Source organism: Nocardia sp. NPDC006982 (assembly GCF_042869435.1).
Taxonomy (GTDB): Bacteria; Actinomycetota; Actinomycetes; order Mycobacteriales; family Mycobacteriaceae; genus Nocardia.
Map to the genome: position 1 here is coordinate 172,003 of NZ_JBIAFV010000003.1, position 19,968 is coordinate 191,970.

26 protein-coding genes and 1 pseudogene are annotated in these 19,968 nt (G+C 65.7%); 15 read left to right on the forward strand and 12 right to left on the reverse strand.

Annotated elements, in window-relative coordinates; translation table 11 throughout:
* Nucleotides 1–32 precede the first annotated feature (32 nt).
* The gene (locus ACFYOW_RS14080) at nucleotides 33–701 is read left to right on the forward strand and encodes a TetR/AcrR family transcriptional regulator (protein ID WP_387287821.1); all 669 of its coding nucleotides are present in this window, start codon (nucleotides 33–35) and stop codon (nucleotides 699–701) included.
* A gap of 97 nt (nucleotides 702–798) precedes the next feature.
* On the forward strand, nucleotides 799–1,068 hold the full coding sequence (locus ACFYOW_RS14085; protein WP_387287823.1) for a hypothetical protein: 270 nt from the start codon (nucleotides 799–801) through the stop codon (nucleotides 1,066–1,068).
* Nucleotides 1,069–1,078: 10 nt separating this feature from the next.
* On the opposite strand, the gene ACFYOW_RS14090 is transcribed toward ACFYOW_RS14085, so the two are convergent.
* Nucleotides 1,079–1,819 (reverse strand): SDR family oxidoreductase, encoded by a 741-nt coding sequence (locus tag ACFYOW_RS14090; RefSeq protein WP_387287825.1) that lies wholly within the window; start codon nucleotides 1,817–1,819, stop codon nucleotides 1,079–1,081.
* 26 nt (nucleotides 1,820–1,845) lie between these two features.
* On the opposite strand from ACFYOW_RS14090, the gene ACFYOW_RS14095 reads away from it, so the two are divergent.
* On the forward strand, nucleotides 1,846–2,448 hold the full coding sequence (locus tag ACFYOW_RS14095; protein WP_387287827.1) for a TetR/AcrR family transcriptional regulator: 603 nt from the start codon (nucleotides 1,846–1,848) through the stop codon (nucleotides 2,446–2,448).
* Between the two features lie 21 nt (nucleotides 2,449–2,469).
* Here ACFYOW_RS14095 and ACFYOW_RS14100 read toward each other — a convergent pair whose 3' ends face one another.
* Entirely contained in the window at nucleotides 2,470–3,675 is a 1,206-nt protein-coding gene (locus tag ACFYOW_RS14100; RefSeq protein WP_387287829.1) for a glycoside hydrolase family 76 protein, read from the reverse strand.
* A 225-nt stretch (nucleotides 3,676–3,900) separates the two neighbouring features.
* On the opposite strand from ACFYOW_RS14100, the gene ACFYOW_RS14105 reads away from it, so the two are divergent.
* A complete protein-coding gene (locus tag ACFYOW_RS14105) occupies nucleotides 3,901–4,266 on the forward strand; it encodes a TetR family transcriptional regulator C-terminal domain-containing protein (RefSeq protein ID WP_387287831.1) in 366 nt (121 codons plus the stop codon).
* Nucleotides 4,267–4,286: 20 nt separating this feature from the next.
* On the opposite strand, the gene ACFYOW_RS14110 is transcribed toward ACFYOW_RS14105, so the two are convergent.
* The 3 genes from ACFYOW_RS14110 to ACFYOW_RS14120 all read right to left on the reverse strand — a co-directional run bounded on the left by ACFYOW_RS14110 (nucleotide 4,287) and on the right by ACFYOW_RS14120 (nucleotide 6,560).
* Nucleotides 4,287–5,048 (reverse strand): MerR family transcriptional regulator, encoded by a 762-nt coding sequence (locus tag ACFYOW_RS14110; protein WP_387287833.1) that lies wholly within the window; start codon nucleotides 5,046–5,048, stop codon nucleotides 4,287–4,289.
* A gap of 65 nt (nucleotides 5,049–5,113) precedes the next feature.
* A complete protein-coding gene (locus tag ACFYOW_RS14115; protein ID WP_387287835.1) occupies nucleotides 5,114–6,016 on the reverse strand; it encodes an alpha/beta fold hydrolase in 903 nt (300 codons plus the stop codon).
* A 70-nt stretch (nucleotides 6,017–6,086) separates the two neighbouring features.
* Nucleotides 6,087–6,560 (reverse strand): GtrA family protein, encoded by a 474-nt coding sequence (locus tag ACFYOW_RS14120; RefSeq protein ID WP_387288807.1) that lies wholly within the window; start codon nucleotides 6,558–6,560, stop codon nucleotides 6,087–6,089.
* A 164-nt stretch (nucleotides 6,561–6,724) separates the two neighbouring features.
* On the opposite strand from ACFYOW_RS14120, the pseudogene ACFYOW_RS14125 reads away from it, so the two are divergent.
* From ACFYOW_RS14125 to ACFYOW_RS14140, 4 genes and pseudogenes are all read left to right on the forward strand, one after another.
* A pseudogene (locus tag ACFYOW_RS14125) lies at nucleotides 6,725–6,888 on the forward strand (ATP-binding protein); the annotation flags it as partial.
* 190 nt (nucleotides 6,889–7,078) lie between these two features.
* Entirely contained in the window at nucleotides 7,079–7,270 is a 192-nt protein-coding gene (locus tag ACFYOW_RS14130) for a dihydrofolate reductase family protein (RefSeq protein WP_387287837.1), read from the forward strand.
* 118 nt (nucleotides 7,271–7,388) lie between these two features.
* Complete coding sequence (locus ACFYOW_RS14135) at nucleotides 7,389–8,105, forward strand: MBL fold metallo-hydrolase (RefSeq protein WP_387287838.1); 717 nt, start codon at nucleotides 7,389–7,391, stop codon at nucleotides 8,103–8,105.
* 156 nt (nucleotides 8,106–8,261) lie between these two features.
* The gene (locus tag ACFYOW_RS14140) at nucleotides 8,262–8,579 is read left to right on the forward strand and encodes a hypothetical protein (protein ID WP_387287840.1); all 318 of its coding nucleotides are present in this window, start codon (nucleotides 8,262–8,264) and stop codon (nucleotides 8,577–8,579) included.
* Here ACFYOW_RS14140 and ACFYOW_RS14145 read toward each other — a convergent pair.
* Nucleotides 8,576–9,334, reverse strand: a complete 759-nt coding sequence (locus ACFYOW_RS14145) for a response regulator transcription factor (RefSeq protein ID WP_387287842.1) — start codon at nucleotides 9,332–9,334, stop codon at nucleotides 8,576–8,578. The two genes, ACFYOW_RS14140 and ACFYOW_RS14145, sit on opposite strands and share 4 nt — an antisense overlap.
* Before the next feature lie 213 nt (nucleotides 9,335–9,547).
* On the opposite strand from ACFYOW_RS14145, the gene ACFYOW_RS14150 reads away from it, so the two are divergent.
* Both ACFYOW_RS14150 and ACFYOW_RS14155 read left to right on the forward strand, forming a co-directional pair.
* The gene (locus tag ACFYOW_RS14150; RefSeq protein ID WP_387287844.1) at nucleotides 9,548–10,114 is read left to right on the forward strand and encodes a hypothetical protein; all 567 of its coding nucleotides are present in this window, start codon (nucleotides 9,548–9,550) and stop codon (nucleotides 10,112–10,114) included.
* Between the two features lie 57 nt (nucleotides 10,115–10,171).
* The gene (locus tag ACFYOW_RS14155) at nucleotides 10,172–10,654 is read left to right on the forward strand and encodes a hypothetical protein (RefSeq protein WP_387287846.1); all 483 of its coding nucleotides are present in this window, start codon (nucleotides 10,172–10,174) and stop codon (nucleotides 10,652–10,654) included.
* Nucleotides 10,655–10,677: 23 nt separating this feature from the next.
* Here the strand turns inward: ACFYOW_RS14155 and ACFYOW_RS14160 are convergent, their stop codons facing one another.
* Nucleotides 10,678–11,247 carry a TetR/AcrR family transcriptional regulator gene (locus ACFYOW_RS14160; protein ID WP_387287848.1) on the reverse strand — a complete coding sequence of 190 codons (570 nt, stop codon included), beginning with the start codon at nucleotides 11,245–11,247 and terminating at the stop codon, nucleotides 10,678–10,680.
* Between the two features lie 85 nt (nucleotides 11,248–11,332).
* Here ACFYOW_RS14160 and ACFYOW_RS14165 point away from each other — a divergent pair, with 85 nt between their 5' ends.
* On the forward strand, nucleotides 11,333–11,863 hold the full coding sequence (locus ACFYOW_RS14165; RefSeq protein ID WP_387287850.1) for an anthrone oxygenase family protein: 531 nt from the start codon (nucleotides 11,333–11,335) through the stop codon (nucleotides 11,861–11,863).
* Nucleotides 11,864–12,038: 175 nt separating this feature from the next.
* Here the strand turns inward: ACFYOW_RS14165 and helR are convergent, their stop codons facing one another.
* Together helR and ACFYOW_RS14175 are read right to left on the reverse strand one after the other, a co-directional pair.
* Nucleotides 12,039–14,249: an RNA polymerase recycling motor ATPase HelR gene (gene helR / locus ACFYOW_RS14170; RefSeq protein WP_387287852.1), complete on the reverse strand. Its 2,211-nt coding sequence runs from the start codon at nucleotides 14,247–14,249 to the stop codon at nucleotides 12,039–12,041.
* A gap of 326 nt (nucleotides 14,250–14,575) precedes the next feature.
* Entirely contained in the window at nucleotides 14,576–15,142 is a 567-nt protein-coding gene (locus ACFYOW_RS14175; RefSeq protein WP_387287854.1) for a hypothetical protein, read from the reverse strand.
* 121 nt (nucleotides 15,143–15,263) lie between these two features.
* On the opposite strand from ACFYOW_RS14175, the gene ACFYOW_RS14180 reads away from it, so the two are divergent.
* Nucleotides 15,264–15,737: a nuclear transport factor 2 family protein gene (locus tag ACFYOW_RS14180; RefSeq protein WP_387287856.1), complete on the forward strand. Its 474-nt coding sequence runs from the start codon at nucleotides 15,264–15,266 to the stop codon at nucleotides 15,735–15,737.
* An 87-nt stretch (nucleotides 15,738–15,824) separates the two neighbouring features.
* Here the strand turns inward: ACFYOW_RS14180 and ACFYOW_RS14185 are convergent, their stop codons facing one another.
* Complete coding sequence (locus tag ACFYOW_RS14185) at nucleotides 15,825–16,643, reverse strand: patatin-like phospholipase family protein (protein ID WP_387287858.1); 819 nt, start codon at nucleotides 16,641–16,643, stop codon at nucleotides 15,825–15,827.
* Between the two features lie 281 nt (nucleotides 16,644–16,924).
* Between ACFYOW_RS14185 and ACFYOW_RS14190 the strand changes: the two genes are divergently transcribed.
* The 3 genes from ACFYOW_RS14190 to ACFYOW_RS14200 all read left to right on the forward strand — a co-directional run bounded on the left by ACFYOW_RS14190 (nucleotide 16,925) and on the right by ACFYOW_RS14200 (nucleotide 18,468).
* On the forward strand, nucleotides 16,925–17,329 hold the full coding sequence (locus ACFYOW_RS14190; RefSeq protein WP_387287860.1) for a peptidase inhibitor family I36 protein: 405 nt from the start codon (nucleotides 16,925–16,927) through the stop codon (nucleotides 17,327–17,329).
* 237 nt (nucleotides 17,330–17,566) lie between these two features.
* Nucleotides 17,567–17,791 (forward strand): hypothetical protein, encoded by a 225-nt coding sequence (locus tag ACFYOW_RS14195; protein WP_387287862.1) that lies wholly within the window; start codon nucleotides 17,567–17,569, stop codon nucleotides 17,789–17,791.
* 83 nt (nucleotides 17,792–17,874) lie between these two features.
* Nucleotides 17,875–18,468: a YdcF family protein gene (locus ACFYOW_RS14200; protein WP_387287864.1), complete on the forward strand. Its 594-nt coding sequence runs from the start codon at nucleotides 17,875–17,877 to the stop codon at nucleotides 18,466–18,468.
* A 31-nt stretch (nucleotides 18,469–18,499) separates the two neighbouring features.
* On the opposite strand, the gene ACFYOW_RS14205 is transcribed toward ACFYOW_RS14200, so the two are convergent.
* Nucleotides 18,500–18,943, reverse strand: coding sequence for a chloramphenicol phosphotransferase (locus ACFYOW_RS14205; protein WP_387288809.1), 444 nt, complete (start codon nucleotides 18,941–18,943; stop codon nucleotides 18,500–18,502).
* A 109-nt stretch (nucleotides 18,944–19,052) separates the two neighbouring features.
* Entirely contained in the window at nucleotides 19,053–19,946 is an 894-nt protein-coding gene (locus ACFYOW_RS14210) for an alpha/beta fold hydrolase (RefSeq protein WP_387287866.1), read from the reverse strand.
* Between the last annotated feature and the right edge of the window lie 22 nt (nucleotides 19,947–19,968).

Below are 19,968 nucleotides of genomic sequence, written 5' to 3' on the forward strand. Positions count from 1 at the left end.
TACAACGATCTCTGGAGAGTACTCTCTACAGCGTGGTGAGATTCGTACACGACACCGCGGCAATCCTCGACGCTGCTGCGCGGCTGCTGGCCACGCAGGGTCCCGCCGGAGTCACGATGTCCGGAGTGATCCGGGAATCCGGTGCACCGAGCGGATCGGTCTACCATCGCTTCGCCGATCGGCCATCGTTGCTGGCTGCCCTATGGAACAGGGCCATCGGACACCTGCACCGCGACGCCTACACCCTGTTCGACGAAGACGATCCGATCGAGGCCGCCGCCGCGATCACCGGCCACATCGTGCAGTGGTGCCGGAGCAGCCCGCTCGACGCGCAGGTCCTGCTCGCAGGTGTCCACCAATTCGCTCCCCAGAGCTGGCCCGCCACCGCGCGTGCGGAGCGCGCCGCCGAAACATCCCGGTGGGATGCCGCCATCCGCGGACTCGTCCACTCGTTACGCGCCGAAACCGGATTGTCCACGGCAACAATCGTTCTCACCATCGTCGACCTGCCCTACGCCGCGGTGCGTCGATATCTCACAGCCGACCGGCCGATACCCGCAGAACTCGACGTCCAGGTACCCACCATGGTGCGCACGCTGCTGAACAGCATGCCTGCCGCAGAAGACAGAGCGGCTGTTCGACAGGGCTCCGAGAGAACCGCCACCAACGACCGCGGCGGTGAGCCGATCGGCCGACATTGACGATTTTCGGCCAGTTCGGCGACTACTTCCGCTTACGACGCCGCTGGGGCGAGCTCCGGTCCGACATGAGCGTAGTTTCCGGCCATCCGGTCGTCTCGTGGAATGGGAGCGGCGGGAAGTCTCGGGCGCAATCGCGGTCACGGTCGGCAGACGGGTACTGGTGTGGGCGGGCCGGTTCAAACACATCGATGTGCCGATGACGCATCCGCTATGGGCGGCAATCGAATTCAGACTCGATCGACCCGATCGAGTCTGCTTCGTCTACGACCCGGCGACGACCGATCCGCCGGAGCCGGAACGGGTCGAAGTGAGACTGAGAACATCGCAGGCGAAACAACTCGCTCAGCTGATGACACGACCGGCATGAAGCGGGTCACTCAGCCTTGGCGGGTCGGTCGGATGGTCAGGTCTCCGATTTCGACGTCGTCGGGTTGGTCGATCGCGAATGCGATCGCTCGGGCCACCGCCGTGGGGTCGATACCGAGGTCGGCCATGTTCTGCCTGGCCTGCTCGCGCACGGCCGGATCGTCGACGGCGTTGTCGATGAGCTCGGTGCGGACGTAGCCCGGGGAGATCGACGTCGTGCGCAGAACCCCGTCGGTGCTCTCCTGTCGCAGGCCCTCCATGAGGGTGCGTACCGCATTCTTCGTCCCGGCGTACACCGCCTGGGTGGGGACGATCTTCAGGCCGGAGGTCGACACGACCGTGACGAGGTGACCACTGCCCTGCCGACGGAATACCGGCAGGGCCGCGGCGATCCCGTGCAGAATTCCCTTGACGTTCACGTCGACCATGGCCGACCAGCCCTCGACGTCGAGATCGGCGATGGAGCTGATCCTGCTGATCCCGGCGTTGCCCACCAAGACGTCCAGGCGGCCGAAGCGCTCGACGGCGAGGGTGACGAGCGACCGGAGGTCGTCGGGATCGGTGACGTCCACGCGCGTGGCGACCGCCTTGCCGCCGTCGGCTTCGATCTCGGCAACCAGTCGGTCCAGCCGCTCGGTGCGGCGGGCGCCGAGGACTACAGCCGCACCGAGTGAGGCGAGGTGGCGAGCTGTCGCTTCACCGATTCCGCTACTGGCGCCGGTGATGGCGACGACCTTGCCGTGGATGGTCATAAAGATTCTCCGCCTAGAGTGGATACATGTCCGGTTACACCGAAGACCTTAGCGGACAGGTGTCCGCTTCTGTCAAGAGCGGCGGAACGCGGCGTGCTGATGCACAGCGCAACCGCGAACGAATCCTCCAAGCGGCACGCGATCTCGTGCACGAGCCGGGAGAGCTCAAGCTCAACGCGGTCGCGAAGGCCTGCGGTATCGGACAGGGCACGCTGTACCGGCACTTCCCGACACGAGAGGACCTCCTCGCCGAGGTGTACCGCCGTGATGTGGACGAGCTGGTCGCCGCGGCTCCGCGGCTGCTGGCAAATCGCCCGCCGCTGGATGCGTTGGCGGCGTGGTTCGACCGGGTGGCCGCCTACGCGCGGGTCAAGCGCGATGTGTTCGCCGCCGTGGAGGCAGCGACGTGGCGCGACCTCGCTGCTCACAGCCTCGGCCCGATCGGTGAGGCGGTGGAACTGCTGCTGGCCGCCGGTCGCTCGGCCGGCAGCGTCCGCGACGACGCGGAAGCCCGCGACGTCATCGTGCTCATCAGCTGGTTGTCGCGGCTTGACGACGCCGAACTCGACGCGCGGGGGCCGCGGTTGCTGTCGATCCTCGTCGACGGTCTCCGCGCCCACTGCCCCTGAGACGAATACGCCCGAGCGTGCTCAGCGTCCCGCGGCGGTGAGCTGGTAATCCGCTTCGAGCAGCATCCACCCGCTCAGCTGTACCGAGAGATCGCGGCTCAGGTTCGCCGACGAAGCGGTGGACGAATGCGGGAGCGGGGGAAGGGTTCCCGGAGGCTCCGGCACCGCGACCGCGCGGGTCCAGTCCGGACCGAACAGGGGTAGCCCGTCCACCTCGGCGCGATTTTCCCACGCCGCCCGCGCGGAAGCGTGCACGATATTCGCGGCGGTGGTGTCGTCCAAGGCCAAAGCGGCTTCGGCGAGATACCTGGCGAGGATACCCATGAACAACCCGGAGTCGTTCCCGGAAGCCGAGGCGATCACCCCCGCGTCCGTGAGCCGGTCCTCGGTTGCGGCAACGAGCGCTGCCACGCGGCTGCGATGGCTCGATTCGCCGGTGCGCACTGCCAACTCGGTTTCCAGCCCGATGGTCACGCCCTGGCTGTAGGTGTGGACAGTCCGGTCCACTCGTCCGCCGGGCTCATGGACACCGTCGAGGATCAGGCCGCTGTCCGTATCGCGCAATCGCGTGTACAGGAAATCGGCAAGTTGTCTGGCGCGGGACAATTCACCCAAACGCGCCATGGCGATTCCGGTCGGACCGATCGCAGGGGTGTTGTAGAAATCGTCGCCGGACCGCCAGGGCACCGCACCGACGACCGGGTTCCAGCCTTCGATCAAGGCGGCCCGCAAGTCCGCGATGGCAGCGCCGAACCGGACGCCGAGCAGCCGGTCGGCACGTTCGAGCGCCAGCACCAGCCAGGACATATCGTCGTAGTACCGGTTGGTCCAGCCGGTGAGATTGCGGGTCAGAATGCCGCGTGCGAGGGCGACGACCCGGTCGATGCGTTCGGGAGTGCGGGTGCGGTACGCGGCGTCCACCGCACAGTCGAGAAGGTGGGCTTGCCACCAGTAACACCATCGCACGAACGACTGGTCCAGCAAGGACGCCGGCCAGGCGAGGGCGCCCAACCGCATTCCCGACTGTCCCCAAAGCGGGCGCACGTGCCGCTGCACGATCGCCTGTTCCGCCAGCTCGGCCCGCTTCCCGGGCGTCTCGGGCCCGGCTGACACCTTCCGCGTGATCGTCCCCGCCTGCGTCGGCTGCGCCATTGCGGTGAGCGCGATCGAGGCTCCGCCCGCCAACAACACACCGCGCCGGCTGATCACCCTGTTCCGGCGATCCATCCGCTCGGACTCCCTTTACTGAACAACGTTCCCCGCAGCCGGAAACCGCGCAGCTACACCCTATCTCGCAGCGACCACGACCGCGCGCCGCCGACCGGCTACCCCAGGTGCAGGCGTCAACCGCCGAGCGTGGCTGCCGCCGCTGCGAGATCGAAGCACACCGTTTTCGCCGTTGGCTCGTCGAGGCCGTTCTTTCGGACAGCAGTCCTCACCCCTGTGACGGCGATGTCTCCCGGCGGGGCCCGCCTGGAGCGACTGATCGATGCGTGGATCGATTACCTGGTCGAATGCCCTTTTCCCGGAGGGTGTTTCGTCACCGCGGCGTCGACCGAACTCGATGGGCGGCTCGGAATGTTGCGGGACTGGCTGCGTGACGTCGTTGCCGGCTGGCGCACCTTTCTCACCGCCGAAATCGCTGCGGCACAAGACGAAACGGCCGCTTCGCATCGCCGCTCCGACGAGATCGCCACCGTGCTCATCGGCATCTCCATGGCGGTCAACCAGGAAATTCAACTGCTCGACGACGAATCCGCCGCCCAACGTGGCCGCGCGGCCATGCGCAACGCGGCCGGACTGCCTCCGTCACCATAGCTTCGACCACGGTGCCGGCTTCAGCTGTGCTGCCCGGCGGTTCGGCGCCGCTCGGCGCGGTGGGCGAGTGCATCGATGATTCGTTGCCATGCCGGTGACGCCTCGGAGATCCGGGAAGAGATCAGCTGCAGGCTTTCCGGTCGGCTGCTGTCTCGTTCGTGTTCGATCTCCCATGCGTCCAGGTCGTCGATGAGCCGGTCCAGGCGAGGATCGTGCGGATCCCAGTCGACTGCTCGATCGCAGGCCAGGTAGAGGCGCGTCGTCTCCGGGTCGTCGAGGCCTGCGGTCTTGTCCCGTATCCGCTGCGGCATGGCCTGCGGGTCCATAGCCTGCAGCAGGATCCACGAGTCGCGCTCGAGTCGCACCCGCTGTTCACTGACGCCGAGACTACGCATCCGGTTCAGGATGGCGACCACTTCGGGGGGCAGGACAAGGCTTTCACCGCTTGCCAAATCGGCGATGCGGCTGCGGTATTCGGTGAGCTGGTCGATCTTGCGCCGCAATGCATCGTCGATGTCGATGATGGCCGCGGCGAATTCGGCCGGCTGTGCATGGAGCAGCGCATCGATACGGGCCAGCGGAACACCGGCGTCGGCGAGGGTCCTGATCCGGATGAGGTCCACCGCGGCTTGCGCGCTGTAGCGGCGGTAGCCGGAGGCATCGCGCTCGGGCTCGGGCAACAGGCCGACGTGGTGGTAGTGGCGAACGGCGCGCACGGTCACGCCTGCGGTCGCCGCCAGCCGGCCGATGGTCAGCACCGTTCCCCTGTCGTCGTCGGGCATGGTCGTGCCGAGTCTAGGGGGATGGCACGTCGGCGGAGCTTGCGGAGTCGGCGGGGTGGGTGAACTCAGTGGCGCGCCACCCGGTCTATGACGTCGCGGATGGCCTGGACCACGGCATCTGGGCGGTCGAAGCAGAGCCGGTGGTGGAGGGTGTCGGAGAGGATGCGTTGTTCCCCGTGCGAGACCCCGCTCACCAGCGCCGCGTCCATTCTCGTCTTGGCGTCGTTCAGCTCCGGCGATGTCAGCGCCTGCTGGGCAGGGTCGCTGCCCACCACGGTGAGTGCGACCACCGGGACGTCAGGGACGCTCGGCCCCGCTCGCAGTTCGGCGGCGAGGTCGGTCAAGGTGGCACGCTCGGCGATGCCGACCCGCATCCAGTCGTCGCTCACCTTGGCATCGATCAGTGGTTGCCGTATGCGCTCGGGGTAGTCCGCGAGCAATTCGGCGTGTATCTCGCGCAGGGCCGGACGCATCTTTCGTAGCTGCTCCGGATCGGGTCCCATCTGCTCGACGGCGGCCAGACTCGCTGCGGGAGGCATGAATTCGTCCCAGTCGCGGTGCAGGACGTCCAAGCAGACCAGTCCGGCCACCTCCTGCGGGTACAACTGCGCGAACCGATGCGCGTAGAAGCCGCCGAGGGAGTGCGCCGCGAGAACGTAGGGAGCGGTGACGTTCTGGGCGCGCAGCAACTCGCGCAGTTCCGTGGCGACCGCGGCGGCAGTGCGCGGTAGGGCCAGCGAATCGCTGTAGCCCGTGCCGCCACGGTCGTAGACCACAGCGGTGGTGAATTGCGAAACCTGTTGCTGGACACCGAAATAGTCCAGGCCGACCGCGCTCGCGCCGGGCAGGAACACGACGGCCGGTCCGCCGCTGCCCGACCGATGCACGAAAACACGGCGGCCGTCGATTTCCTGGAACCCGCCGATCGGCGGTGCGAGCCGAGTCGAGGAAGTGATGTCATTCGTCATGTGACAAGACTCCAACCCTGACGCAGGGTCAGGGTCAATCCCCTCCGCCGCAGTACCCGACACGTACTCATCAACGCGCTGCCTGCGACAGGTCGGATGGCCTGTGCTCGAAGACGAAGCCGCGCAGTGCCAGAAAGCGCATGACGCCGACCGCCGCCAGGATGGCGACCACGGCGCAGATCTGTGCGATCTCGCCGAGGCCGGGTGCCCAGAACTCGAGACCGGCCAGCGCTGCTGTGCTGATCAACAGGCCGATCAGCGCCAGCCCGCCGCCTTCCCACTGTGCGGTGAACCAACCGACCCGTCCGGCCGCGTGGAAGGTGAGCTGCCGGTGCATTTCGTTCGCGATCACCGTGCTGACAATCGAGCCGGCGATATTGGCGACCAGCGGGCCGATCCCGTTCATGGCCATGAACAGCAGGATGTAGGCAACGTTGCTGGACCCGCCGACCAAGGCGAAGCGGATCAGCTGGGCGAAGGCGTGATCACCGCCGAGATACCGCATCACGCGGGCGAGTCGGTCGAGCCATTCCGTGCGCAGCATCGGGTAGTGGCCGGCACCGATAGTCAGATCGATGCCATCGAGGATCGCCTTGTCCCCGTATGCCTTCCACAACCCGGAAGCTGCAATTGCTGTGCTGTTCACGTGAACACTGTGGCCAGCCCGGCTGATGCCGACCTGACGCCAACCTGACACGCCCACTGATACGCGTACGAACCGAGAACTGGAGCCACGAGGAATTCCTCGCCGCATGCCTGCAACGCGAGGTCGCCGCCCGAGAAGCCCACGGCGGTGAATGCCACATCCGCGCCGCCCGCTTCCGTCACGGAAATCGTCGGCGGAGTTCGACTACGACCATCAACGCGCACTCGCTTCCGGCCAGGAGTGGACCATCACCACGTATCGGGCGGGTTCAAACTTGCCGGCCTCAGCATGCGCCCGCTGGCGGTGTCGCCAGGTGAACAACCCACATCGGCGAATCCGTACGTCGATAAAGACGAATTGCGGCCTGGTTGTCGATTTGACCCTCGCAACGCGGGCAGGACCTCGACGGTGTCCTCATGGGCGGTGGCGCGACCATCGGCTCGGCATTCGCCGCCGGGCTCGTCGAGGTGCTGTCGCTGCACCTCGCGCCCGTCATGCCTGGCGCCGGTACACCGCTGTTCACCGGCGCAGCGTCGCGCACGTTGGTGCAGCGAAGCGTGACCCCGACATCGACGGCCACCCACCTGACCTATGACGTCGTTGTCTGAGCCCCGATGAATACGCCACCTCATCCGAGCCCACAAGATCGGTAGCAGCCTGCGATTTCGGTGTGCGGGAGCGCGTTGGCGAGCAAAATGGCGGGGACGGCACAAGTAGGGAGGTTTCATGGAAACCCATACCGACGAGATCGCCGAAGATATCTACCGCATCTCTACCTTCATTCCCGAGGTGGGGCCGACCGGCTTCACCTTCAACCAGTTCCTCGTCGATGCCGAGGAACCGTTGTTGTTCCACGCCGGTATGCGTGCGTTGTTCCCGCTGGTATCCGCGGAAATCGCGCGGATCATGCCGGTGGAGCGGTTGCGCTGGATCACCTTCGGTCATGTGGAAGCCGACGAATGCGGAGCGATGAACCTCTTCCTCGCTGCCGCACCGAATGCGCAGGTGGCGCACGGTGAGCTCGGCTGCCTCGTCTCGATCGACGATATGGCGGATCGGCTGCCACGCCGGTTGGCCGACGGTGAGGTCATCGATCTCGGCGGCCGTCGAGTACGGCATCTGGATACTCCGCACGCACCGCACAACTGGGAGGCGCGCGTGCTGTACGAGGAGACCACCGGCGTGCTGTTCTGCGGTGACCTGATGACCCAGCTGGGAAGCGGCCCGGCACTGACCGATTCCGACCTGGTCGAGCAGGCGGCCGTCGCGGAGGACGTGTTCCACGCCACCTCGTTGGGGCCCGCCGTGCCCGCCACTCTGAATCGGCTGGCGGAGTTGGAACCCACGACGCTGGCGATCATGCACGGTTCCAGCTTCATCGGAGACGGGGCCACTGCGCTGCGCAATCTCGCCACGGTCTACCAGGACCGCTTGGACTCCTGATCGCCCGGAAGTTCACGGCCGCGGCTGTTTCCGTGCAGCTCGGGGCATCCGGGAATGCCGATGGGCGGACACTTGGCAAATCCGTTGTCGGATAACATGTAGGGTTGTAGCCGCGGGGCACAAAGCCACACCCTCCAGGTCGACCTTCAGTTCCGCATGGATGCGGAGCAGCAGACATCACCCGGACTCGACAACGGCCCCTACCAGGCAGCGGGCCTGAACGGGATCATCCTCCGATCGAACGTGTACGGTCCTGTCCCGTCGCGGTGCGCCGTCAGCCTCACCTACCGGCCGAGTGGCGACGGCCGATTGAACGGTCATCTCATCAGCCTTGCCATTGCTTGGAGCGCGGTCCCGCTCGCCCAGTACGGCGATCCCGATCACCCGACCGACGGCAGTTGGCCACCGCTTCCCTCCGACGCCTGCGCCAACGTCGACGATCTCAGCACTGCCGCGGTGCGGGCCGCGGGCTAACCCGGGCGGACGAGGCCGAGACTCTGTGCTTTGCGCAATGCCGAGATGCGGTCGCGCACACCGAGCTTGCGGTAGATGTTCTCGGTGTGCTTGGACACGGTCGCTTGGGTAATCGCGAGTCGGGTGCCGATGGCGCGAGCGGTCAGCCCATCGCATAGCAGAGTCAGGACCGCGAGCTCACGTGGAGTGATCTTGTGTTCGGCGGGGTCCCCCGGTCCCGTGCCGGTGATGACCGCTGCCTCGTGGGCTTCGACGGTATCGAGCAATGATCTGGCGAGCGTGGCGTATTCGAGGTCGCGATCGCTGAATCCGAGGCCGCTGCGGCTCATGATGACACTGCGGATCCTGCCCGGCCCCGCAGACAGCGGCAAAGCGAGCTGGCGGTCGATACCGATCGCGTCCTTACCCGCTCGATACCCCTCCCCTTTCCACCAGCGGTCGTCGGCGACCTCGTCCATGCTCAGCGGTGTCATGTCCCGAGTGTGTGCGTAGTGCCGCAGCAAGGGATGAGATCGCATGTGCGCGTGGATGAGTGCGTCCAGCGGGGCCTCGTACAACCAGTCCGGGGAACCGGTGAGCGCGTGACCGGTGCCGGCCTCCCAGTTCAGATCGACCAGGACGGCCAGGTCACACGGTAGGTCGGCGGTCAACCTCTGCATCAATAGCGGCCAGACGCGCACCGGCTGCTTCTCGGTGATGATCTCCAGCGCTAGATCGTGAATCTTCTTGGCGTTTCCAACCGGCCGATCGGTCACTCCTGCATTGTGCACCAACGGATCTCGCTTATCAGCCGAAAGGCCGGACTGCTATACGCAAGTCTGCGTATAGCAGCAGGCGCGGCGCGGAAATTACCGTTGTACTGCACGTAATCAGTTGGCCGACAGACGCTTTCGAGTCAATGGGCTCGGCAGCAGGGTGTCGGAAGACTCGAACAGGGGACAATCATGATGCGACGGACCATGGTATCGATGGGGTCGGTGTCGGCGGCGCGCGAAAATGCACGTTTCCGTCGTCAGCGCCTCATGATCTCGGCAGCTACGCTATTGGCTGCTGCGGGAATCGCCGGGACTACTCTCGCTGCCGCACCCACCGCGCACGCGGACGTACCGTCGCTGTACCCGCTTTACACATGGTGGAATCCGGAACGCGGCGACAACTTCACCACCGGCAACCGCAACGACGAAAACAGCGCCACCGCCGCCGCCTACCTGCCCATCCGCAAGGAAGCATTCGTCTACGAGACCCAGCAGCCGGGAACCGTACCGCTGCACCTGTTCTGGAGCAACAGCCGCCAGGACAACTTCAGCACAGCGACACAGGCGGGCATCGATTCCGCCTACAGTGCCGGATACACCTACATCGGCATTCAGGGATATATCAACACCAGCCAGGAGCCCGGTACCAGCCCGCTGTATCAGTTCTGGAGCGAAGCGCGCCAGGACAACATAATCGCAGTCGATCAGACCACCATCGACTCCGCGTACAGCGCAGGCTATGTGCTCATCCGCGTCGAAGGCTACGCGCCGCACTACTGACCCGAGAAGACTGACCACGCCCGGAGGCGATCTGCGGTGGCGGTATAGAAAGTTCCCATGGCTCGCATCGGCGTCACCGGACATATGAACCTCACGGCCGACACCCTCCAGTCCGTGTACGACGAGATCAGGAAAGTCCTTGCCAGACAAGGAGACCCCGACGATCTGGTGGGTGTCAGCTGCATTGCGCGCGGCGCTGACTCGGTATTCGCCCGGGCCGTGCTCGATGCCGGTGGACGGCTGGAAGTAGTGTTGCCGTCGACGAATTATCGACAGCGGAAGGTCGAACCCGACCACGCGGAGCTGTTCGACGAGCTGATCGCACGCGCCGATACCGTGCGCATCATGGACTTCGACGACGCCGGGCGGGAAGCCTACGAGGCCGCCAACGAAGCCGTGCTGTCATCCTGCGATCGGCTCGTCGCGGTTTGGGATGGCGAGGCTGGTAGCGCCGGTGGGACCGGCACGGTGGTCGAGCTGGCGCGAGCCCGTGACGTGCCGGTGGCGATCGTTTGGCCGGATGGAGCCGAGCGAGAGTAACCTACAGATTTGTCTCACCAGGCTCAGCCGAACAGACCGGCGCGCGCCGCGGTCAAAGCCACTGCCGCGGCCGCGTCGGCGGTGCTGTCGTCCACCGGCTCACGGGGGATCAGCACACGGAAATAGATCGGCGCCACAAGAGTTTTGATCAGCTCGGCGGGGTTTGTGCCTGCGGGGAGTTCACCGCGTTCGACCGCGCGCGTCACGACCGGCAGCGCCTTGCGGATTCGGTCACGGAAGGCATGGCGGGTCGGATCGGGCGGCGCGGCGTTGGACAGCATGACAGCGAGGACCGCCCGGCCGGACGGGCTGCTGATCCACGCGACCAGACTGCGCGCCAGCACGCGCAGGTCGTCCTCGACCGAACCCGTATCGGGGATGGGGATTTCCGCTTCGACGCTGTCGGCCAGTGCATCGGCGATCAGTTCGTCCCGGTCGGCCCAGCGCCGGTAGACGGTGGTCTTGTGCACACCGACGCGCTGGGCGACGTTCTCGACGGTGAATGCGGCGTACCCGTGCTCGCTCAACTCGTCGACGGTCGCGGCGAGCACGGCGGCGCGAACCTTCGGTCCGCGGCCGAGGGGTGCGGTCATTGCAACTCCTTGTTGCGATATCGACGCAAGGCAGGCATGCTGACGATATCGCAACTCGATGTTGCGATCTGAGATGGGAGTTCCGATGTTGTCGAAATCCGTCCGGGCGGCGGCGCTACTGTTCCCCGGCCTGCTCGCCGGTGCGTTCGGCTACGGCGCGGTGAACGTGCTGTACGCGTTTCGCGAAGTGCCCCTTGATGTTCGGTTCACTTTTCACACCGCGCTGATGCGCGTCAACGGCCCGGTGATGCAGTCACTGATGGGGCTCGCCGTCCTGAGCACGCTGATCCTGGCGATGCGGTCGAAGTCATCGCCGCGCTGGATCGCGGCGGGTGCCTCAGCGCTGACGTTCATCTCATTCCTGGTGACCCGATTCGGAAACGTGCCGATCAACCAGCAGATCAAACGCTGGGCCGTAGGGACGCCCCCCAGCGACTACGCCGACATCCTGCGACGTTGGGAACTGTTCCATTTCACCCGAACCGGCTGCGCACTTATCGCATTCATCCTCGTGATCACCGTCGTCGTCGGATCCACCCCGACTCACGACGACGCCACACGCACCAGCTCCGCCGCCGACCAGGCCCCGGCCGAGGTCGCTGCAACGTCCCAATGACGCCCCAGGCCGAGCTGTCCGCCTGCACTCCGACGACCCAGGCGAGATCATCTACGACGAACAGGTCGAGGCACTGCGGTCCCATACGGATCGGCGTCACGTTCGCCCGCAGCAGACGGATGAAGGCATCGTCGACTGCGGCCCCGGCATCGCGTCCGGGGCCGCACACGAATCGTTAAGCCAACCCTCGATTACCGGCCTCGGCGAGACCGCCGATTTCGGCGAGTCCGGTCAGGGCCTGCGGTAGAGGGCCCTGATGCAGGACGCCGAGGCGCTGGGTGGCGCGAGTCAGGGCGACGTAGAGTTCGGCTGCGCCACGTGGGCCCTCGGCGAGGATTCGTTCCGGCTCCACGACCAGGACGGCGTCGAATTCCAGGCCCTTCGTCTCCGAGGCAGGCACCGTGCCCGGTACACCCGGTGGCCCGATCACGATGCTGGTGCCATCGCGACCGCCTTCATCGCGTACGAATTCCGCTATGGCATTGGGCAATTCGTCCTCGGACACCTGCCTGGACCAGGGCTGAACGCCGCACGCGCGGACCGACTCCGGTGGTTGGACTCCCGGTGCGAACTCGGCGAGCACCGCGGCGGCGACGGTCATGATCTCCGCCGGGGTGCGGTAGTTCACCGATAGCGACCGATAGACCCAGCGCCCGGGCACATACGGTTCGAACATCGTGTCCCACGATGTCGCTCCGGCCACCGACCTGCGTTGCGCGAGATCGCCTACCACCGTGAAGGATCGGCCCGGGCAGCGCCGCATCAGGACCCGCCAGTCCATTTCGGACAGCTCCTGGGCTTCATCGACCACGACGTGTCGATAAGTCCAATCCCGGTCCGCGGCAGCGCGTTCGACGAGTTCACGGGTGTCGCGCTCGAGGAAGCGCTCGGCGAGGTCCTCGGCGTAGAGCATGTCCTGGGCGAGCAGGCCGATGTCGTCGTTCAGGTCCTCGCGCTTGATGAGAGTGTCGAACACACCTGCGGCGTACTCGGCCTCGGCCTTGCGTTCCCGCTCGACGGCACGCGCGGCGGCCTCGTCGGCCGCCTTGTCGCGGCCGAGCAAGTCGACCAGTTCGTCGAGCAGTGGCACGTCCGACACCGTCCAGGCTTCGCCGTCGGCGCGCCACAGGGACTGGTCGGCACCAGCCGCACGCAGGCGGTCAGCGGACGAATACAGCTGTGCCAGAAATATTTCCGGCGTCATTATCGGCCAGAGTTCATCGAGCGCGGCGGTGAACTGGTCGTTGTCGGCGAGTTCGGCGAGCAGGTCGGACCGCAGGTTCTCCCATGCTTCGCGGTCCTTCCTGGTCAGCCAGCCACGGCCGATCCGGGCAATCGCCCGTTCGGTGAGCACGTAGGTGACGATCTCGCTGAACACCGCGCGGGCCTCGTTGTGCGGCAGTCCGCTCGCACGTGCCTCCTCCCGCGCCCACTCCGCGGTCTCGGTGTCGATCCGCATCGTGACGTCCTGCAGTTCGATCGGCACCGGATGCTCCGGCACCCGCTGACGATCGGCGATGGCCGCCGCGAGCACGTCCAGGATCTTCAGCGAGCCCTTGAGTCGCGCGGCATCCGGGGTGTCCTCGGCGGTGACGTGCAACCCGGGCAGCAGATCGCCAGTGGTCATGAAAACGACATTCGTCTCGCCCAGCGACGGCAGCACGCGGCCGATGTGGTTGAGGAACGCCGGATTCGGCCCGACCACGAGCACACCGTGGCGTTCCATCCGCTCCCGCTGGGTATAGAGCAGATATGCGACGCGGTGCAGCGCCACCACGGTCTTCCCCGTGCCCGGGCCGCCCTCGATCACCAGCACACCCGGGTGATCGAGCCGGATGATCCGGTCCTGTTCGGCCTGGATCGTCGCCACGATGTCGCGCATCCCCACACCGCGCGGCGCGTTGACCGCCGCGAGCAAGGCCGCGTCCCCACGCTCGCCATCACTCGGACGCCCGAGCACCTCGTCGGTGAAATCGACAACTCGACGCCCGTGCGTGTGGAACTGGCGACGTCGTCGCATGTTCTCGGGGGTCGCGGCAGTGGCGACATAGAACGCCCGCGACGCCGGTGCCCGCCAATCGAGCAACAGCGGCTCGTACTCGTTCTCCTCGTCGAAGATGCCGATCCGGCCGATGTAGGAATGTTCGCCCGAAACAGTGTCCAACCTGCCGAAACACAGCCCGTTGTCGGCCACGTCCAGCCGCTTCGCCTCCTTGGCCAGCGTGCGCACCTCGACATCGCGTTCCATGGGTGTTCCGCCGGTTCCCCGCAACGCCGCGGTGTACTTTCCCTTCACACGCGCGCGTTCGGCGTCGAGCCGCGTGTAGAGCCCGGCCACGTAGTCTCGCTCGGACTGCAATTCGTCTTCGTACCCCTGGGTCGCCATATGTCCCTCCCTTTCACGGCTCGACGGGCTCGCCCCATACGTCGACAGCAACACGCGCAATTCGCGACTCCCATTTCCGCAGGTTCTGGCTTCGGCCAGTGATTCTGCGGTACGACCGGGGTCTTGCCGCAAGCCCCCAGGTGCGCTATAGATTGAATATGGAAGGGAGTTTCCTTCCATTCGTCGGTCCGCTATGACGGACAAAATTCTCGCCGTCGTGGTCGCGTTGCCAGACCACGCCCTGGACGCGGCAGTCCGCATGCTCGAGCCATTCTGGATTTCTGAGCCCGATACCTCGCCCCTGCATCGAGTGCTGCGACGGCGTCCTACTTCATGAAGTTCAGCAGGCCGAGTTCCGGTTCGAGTGCGCCGTCCTGGCCGAGCGCCAGGAAGTCTGCTTCTACGGCCGAGCGGTCGAGCTTCCCAGCGCGCACCGCACGGTAGCGCACGAACGACCAGAGGAAGACGTCGAGATTGTCGAAGCGGGTGCCGCCCTCGAGCACCTCCTCCTCGTGGAACCACACGGCCACTTGGCCGTTGGTGAGTACGACATACAGATTGCCACCGCCATCCGCACCGATCGAGTAGACATCGTCGTCGGTCAACTCGGTCGTATAGTCCGAATCGACGATGCCACAGTCGTTTCCGGCGAAATCGAACCCGTAGGACCAGTCGAAGATGTCCAAGAACTGCGGCAGCAGGCCTGACCGCACCCGGCGGTCGAACGCGGCCAGCGCCGCCGCATCCGTGGGGGCCAGGCGCGTGAGAAACGGTTCCACCGGTCGGGTCTGCTCGGGAAGCTGTACGGCTTCGGTAGCGGGGAACCAACGCGCCAGGTCGGTGTCGAGGTCGCGATCGGTGTAGCCGACCAGGTCGGCGAGGGTGAGCGTCACGCACGGATTCTAGAAGTACCTCCGCGCCGTCGATACACGAGAGCTTGTGCGGCACAACAGGCCAACGGTATTACTTCGGAGGTAATCGACGGGCCACATCGGTGCGGGCATGGTGGCAGGTATGAACGATCTCGGGACGATCACCACTCGCACCGTCGTCGAGGAGTTGCTGCGCCGAATCGGTGCGGGCGATCCGGACGCCACCGCCGCGCTCTACGCCCCGGTCAGCGACTGGAAACTGAACTGGCCCGAGAACGAGCACAACCGACCCGCCACCCCATGGATCTGGCACCGCGCCACCCGCGCCGACGCGGCCGAGCATTTTCGCGAGATCGCTCGCCACCACGTGCCCGAGCAGGTCGGCACCGTGATCGAACGCATCCTGGTCGACGGCCCGGATGCGGTGGTGCTCGGCGAAATTCGCCAGACTGCCCGCCCCACTGGACGCGCCTATCGCTCTCGTTTCGCACTGCATCTCACCATCGAAAACGGCCTTATCACCCGCCACCACGTCTACGAGGACAGCCTCGCTGTCGCCCAGGCATTCGACACACAGCTACCCGAGCGCGCTCAAAGCGGCTCGAGCGCACCATAATTCCGCACATCGCTCTGTCCGAAGCGGCCACACAAAGATCAACGCACCGAGAACATTTCGCCCTGCGGCTTCCCGCCACGAGCACGCCTACCAGACATCGAGGATCGCTGAGGCAACGAGAGCGGCCTGGGCCGAGCCGGCCTCGAAACAGGCCGCCCACCGGGTACGGTCGGCGAAGTCGGTGCCCAAAGCTGCGCTGCTCGCCTCATCGGGCACGATGTGCGCCTCGGCATTCGCCACGCTGGTTGGGAAAAGATGACCGAGGGGCTCGATGACTACCAGCGTGTCGGCACCGGTGACGAGGTCGGCGTTGATGCCGTTACGGAATCCCCCATCCAGATAGTGCCTGCCATTGATCTCGACAGGAGTGGTAAGGCCAGGCACGGCGGAGCTCGCCGCCGCAGCCAGATACGGCGCCAACCCGTCGGCCGAGGTGAAGACCACCGGCTCACCGGTCTCGACATCGATGACGGGAATGCGCAGCCCGCCATGCGACCAAGAACTCGCACCGACCAGGTCACGCATCCGGTCGACGTGCACGCGTGCCGGTCCCGCAGCCGCGGCCATCGCAAGACGACCGATCTGCCTGCGCAGTTCGTCCCGGCGCCTTTCCTCCGGCTCATCGCCCGCGGCCCGCGCCAAAGCCATCGCCTGGCCTACCACCTCCGAATCGCCCCCGGGTGGTCCGGATTCCGGCTGCGCCGCACGGGTAGCCAGATCGGCGAGATCCCGCCCGGAGGTCAGCACGACCGCCGCGATGGCACCGGCCGAGGTACCGACAATCGTGTCAGCATCGGCGAGATCAATGCCTGCTCGGCGCAGACCGTGCAGGAACCCGATCAGCCAAGCGGTGCCGACCACACCACCCGGCCCCAGCACGACAGCCCTGCTCTCCCCAGTTCGCATGCAACCACCCTATACAGTCGAACGATCACAGCAAGAGTGGTGATTTTCCTGAGAAAATATGCAGGCCAAGGTGTTTCGCAGTCATCACAGCAGGCGCCGCGCAGCTACCCGACGAACAAGTCTCGCTCGGCACAGCAACGGAATTGCCGCGCCTTATCGGCCTCGCACTCAGGGGCTGAGCTGCCCGATTAGTCGGTCGTTGGTCGGTCGTTGGTGAGTCCGCACAGAGTTGGTGTCAAGCCGTCGGAAAGCCGACACCGATTCTCACGAAGGACATCACCATGAAAACCAACCACCGCGCCAACGCCGTTCGCCGTCTGGTCCCGATCGCCGCGGCCGTGCTGACACTCGGCACAGTCGCGGGTGGCGCGATGATCTCGGCCGCCCCGGCATCCGCGTCACCGAGCTACGACTGCCCGGGCGGAATGTTCTGCGGCTGGGACGGCGCCAATGGCACGGGCAGCATGCTCTTTCAGTACGACGCGGGCTGTTTTCTGCACGACATCGGCAACGGCGGCGTCGGCGACCGTTTGACCTCGTACTGGAACCGCACCGGCGTAACCGTGGCGGTGTACAACTGGACGGGCGAGCGCTGGCAGCTGCTCGCCTCCGTCGCGGACAACGCTCGGGGCACCCTGCCATCCAGCGCGGACAACAAGGCAGACGCGGTGGAGATGTGCCGCTGAACCTCGCCTGTATGTGAGTGCGAAGTGCCCCCGGGAACATCGCACTCACATACCCATTTCACAGGTGGCATCCTCACGAATTCCCATCGGCTGGATAAAGACTCACGATCAAGGGGCACGAAGTCATCACGGAGCGTGTTGTAGCCGGATAGCATCAGTCCGATTCCCACGCTGTCGAGGGCCGCGACCGCCGGGACGCACCTGGAACCATGCGACGCCCACAGGACGGCCTCATAGATGCACGAAGATCCCGACCTTGCCCAAGCACAGGTCTTCTTGGAAATACTGACGAATCGGGCCGAGACGCTGATTCGTGAACTCGGACACGCCCACCGCCTGCACCCGGCATCCCGCGAAGAATTAGTGGTTGAACTGCGCGCCATACAGCGATTCATCGACCGGCTGCACCGCAGGTTCCCAGAAACCTGCCCTGGTCGCTACGCCGGTGAATTGCGACGTTGATCGTCGGCGAACTACCTCGGGGATGCGGCAAGAGATACCGGTGAAAAGCCATGTCGCGAACCGGCTTTTCGAGGAGCGTGTGCTTGGCTGAATTCGTGCGGAAACGGACTTGGCTTTCGGTTACCGGTCTCGTGCTCGTGCTGCTGTGGGGCGAGTGGGAGAACTGGCGCGCTTCCCACCGGCTCGTGCGATCGGTCACGGGCGCCTCCGAGGCCATCGTGGTTCTCGGCTATCGCAATGCGGGCACGCGCGCGAACATCATGAACCGATGGCGCGTGCGAGCCGGTCTGCGGTCCATCGACCCGACCGCGGTCAGCAGTCGTCTCGTGCTCTGTGGAGGGGCATGCGCCGGCCCGCAATCCGAGGCAGCCCTGATGGCCCGCTACGCCACGGAGACCTGCGGGTACCGCGGCGAGCTCGTCCTGGAAGATCAAAGCCGGACCACCTGGGAAAACATCAGTTTCGCGATCCCATATCTGAAGGACAGCGACCGGATCAAGATCGTCTCGATTCCCCTGCACGCCGAGAAGGGGCGACAATATCTCGCCCAGCAACGCCCGGAGCTGGCGTCGCGTCTGGTGCGGGGAGCGGATTACCGGTTCGGTGAGTGGATGGCGGCAAAGCCAGTACTGGCCCTCTACGGCCTGTGGAAGGAAGCTCGCGACCGTACACGGTGACCCACGTGCCGGCCGAGCGGCACTTCAGGATTCACGAGAGCAGTACGGCTCTGGCGAGTTGGGCGGGCGTTCCCGTGGTCGTGTCGACAATCGTGTCGTAGGTGAAGCCGTGGTCGTGAACCGTGCGGAGATGTCCCCGCGCCAACCCGATTTCGTTGCCGCGAGCCAGTTCTCGCTGTTCCGCTACGGCCAGCGGACAGGTGACGCAGACCAGCTGGACGTCCAGTCCCGCCAGCGCATCCATCCACATCGGCAGCAGATCCGGGGTCAGCAGCATTTCGTCGATGACCAGATGATCACCGCCATGGGCGAACTCGGCAGCCGCGGCGCATGCGGACCGCAGCATCCGCAGTCCGACATGGCCATAACGGATGACCACCGACGGGTGGTCATCCGCGTCGCGGCCGGTGCGGTCGTACCAGAATCCGTCACGGCTGAGCGGGCCGCCGCGTCCACCGCCCCAATTCGGCGGCACCAAGCCGAACAGGGTGTACTCGTGGATGTCGCCCCGGGCTCCGCGAACAGGCCTGGCATCGGGCCTTCCTCATTCGGACCGTGGTGGCAACGGCGACGCATCTCGCGATCTAATCGGCCGACGGCTCGGCTACCGCGCCTCGTGTACTTCGGATGATCCGAGCGATTTCTGTGGCGTGGGTGAAGACGAGCCGGTGATCGGCGTCGAGCCAGGTTGTGGCGATCTGCGGGCGATCGCGGACGAGACGCTCGATGCCTGCACGCCAGTTCTGATTGCGCCACGGTGTACGGCCTTCGCTGCCGGCGCCGGCCATCGAGGTCGACATGATCATGCTGATCGGACGGTCGATCTTGCGGTATCGGTCGAGGATTTCGGACCGAACCGCATCGATCTCGAGATTCAGGTCGAGGATGTCCTGTGCGGTGAGCAACACCTGACGCGGAGTGCCCTTGGCCTGCTCGGCCTCGTGCCGCATCGCCGGGTCGTCGAACATCGCGCGGAACTCCGGCAGGTCGGCCTCGGTGATGAACGGTTCCGGCACCGGATTCGCGCCGTCGATGAGAACGAGTTCGGCGATGGTGTCGGGATGCTCGGAGGCGTAGTGCACGGCCAGATCCGCGCCCAGCGAATAGCCCACCAGCACTGGCGCCGAGGGCAGGTCGAGGCGTCCCAGCTCCGCCATGACGGCGGCGAGATCGCTGAGGAATGCCTCGAAGGAGTAACGGTCGGCGGCCGGGGCGAGGCCGTGGCCTCTGAGGTCGAAGGTCACCACGTCGTGGTCGCGCCGCAGCAGCTCGGCCAGTTCGTGCAGGCCGGCCTGTGTGGAGCTCAGCCCAGGGCACAGGACCAGCGGTCTTCCCTCACCTCCGTGAGACACCGGAATCGCGACACCGTCGTGGTGAATTGTGAAGTGCCGCATCGCCCCTGTCTCCTGCCGATCGCCCGTCGCCACCGGATAGTGCACCGTCCCGATGGAGAGGTCTTCGGCCGCCACGTTACTCACATCGACCTGGTGGCTTTTGCCA

What these genes read in the sequence shown, in the direction of transcription:
- ACFYOW_RS14160 (WP_387287848.1), bottom strand. Translation starts at nt 11,247, where the DNA reads ATGACCGCACCCCTCGGCCGCGGACCGAAGGTTCGCGCCGCCGTGCTC.
- ACFYOW_RS14190 (WP_387287860.1), top strand. Translation starts at nt 16,925, where the DNA reads ATGAAAACCAACCACCGCGCCAACGCCGTTCGCCGTCTGGTCCCGATC.
- ACFYOW_RS14195 (WP_387287862.1), top strand. Translation starts at nt 17,567, where the DNA reads ATGCACGAAGATCCCGACCTTGCCCAAGCACAGGTCTTCTTGGAAATA.
- ACFYOW_RS14105 (WP_387287831.1), top strand. Translation starts at nt 3,901, where the DNA reads ATGTCTCCCGGCGGGGCCCGCCTGGAGCGACTGATCGATGCGTGGATC.
- ACFYOW_RS14165 (WP_387287850.1), top strand. Translation starts at nt 11,333, where the DNA reads ATGTTGTCGAAATCCGTCCGGGCGGCGGCGCTACTGTTCCCCGGCCTG.
- ACFYOW_RS14095 (WP_387287827.1), top strand. Translation starts at nt 1,846, where the DNA reads ATGTCCGGTTACACCGAAGACCTTAGCGGACAGGTGTCCGCTTCTGTC.
- ACFYOW_RS14100 (WP_387287829.1), bottom strand. Translation starts at nt 3,675, where the DNA reads ATGGATCGCCGGAACAGGGTGATCAGCCGGCGCGGTGTGTTGTTGGCG.
- ACFYOW_RS14110 (WP_387287833.1), bottom strand. Translation starts at nt 5,048, where the DNA reads ATGCCCGACGACGACAGGGGAACGGTGCTGACCATCGGCCGGCTGGCG.
- ACFYOW_RS14115 (WP_387287835.1), bottom strand. Translation starts at nt 6,016, where the DNA reads ATGACGAATGACATCACTTCCTCGACTCGGCTCGCACCGCCGATCGGC.
- ACFYOW_RS14150 (WP_387287844.1), top strand. Translation starts at nt 9,548, where the DNA reads ATGGGGTCGGTGTCGGCGGCGCGCGAAAATGCACGTTTCCGTCGTCAG.
- ACFYOW_RS14180 (WP_387287856.1), top strand. Translation starts at nt 15,264, where the DNA reads ATGAACGATCTCGGGACGATCACCACTCGCACCGTCGTCGAGGAGTTG.
- ACFYOW_RS14185 (WP_387287858.1), bottom strand. Translation starts at nt 16,643, where the DNA reads ATGCGAACTGGGGAGAGCAGGGCTGTCGTGCTGGGGCCGGGTGGTGTG.
- ACFYOW_RS14135 (WP_387287838.1), top strand. Translation starts at nt 7,389, where the DNA reads ATGGAAACCCATACCGACGAGATCGCCGAAGATATCTACCGCATCTCT.
- ACFYOW_RS14120 (WP_387288807.1), bottom strand. Translation starts at nt 6,560, where the DNA reads ATGCTGCGCACGGAATGGCTCGACCGACTCGCCCGCGTGATGCGGTAT.
- ACFYOW_RS14140 (WP_387287840.1), top strand. Translation starts at nt 8,262, where the DNA reads ATGGATGCGGAGCAGCAGACATCACCCGGACTCGACAACGGCCCCTAC.
- ACFYOW_RS14155 (WP_387287846.1), top strand. Translation starts at nt 10,172, where the DNA reads ATGGCTCGCATCGGCGTCACCGGACATATGAACCTCACGGCCGACACC.
- helR (WP_387287852.1), bottom strand. Translation starts at nt 14,249, where the DNA reads ATGGCGACCCAGGGGTACGAAGACGAATTGCAGTCCGAGCGAGACTAC.
- ACFYOW_RS14130 (WP_387287837.1), top strand. Translation starts at nt 7,079, where the DNA reads ATGGGCGGTGGCGCGACCATCGGCTCGGCATTCGCCGCCGGGCTCGTC.
- ACFYOW_RS14090 (WP_387287825.1), bottom strand. Translation starts at nt 1,819, where the DNA reads ATGACCATCCACGGCAAGGTCGTCGCCATCACCGGCGCCAGTAGCGGA.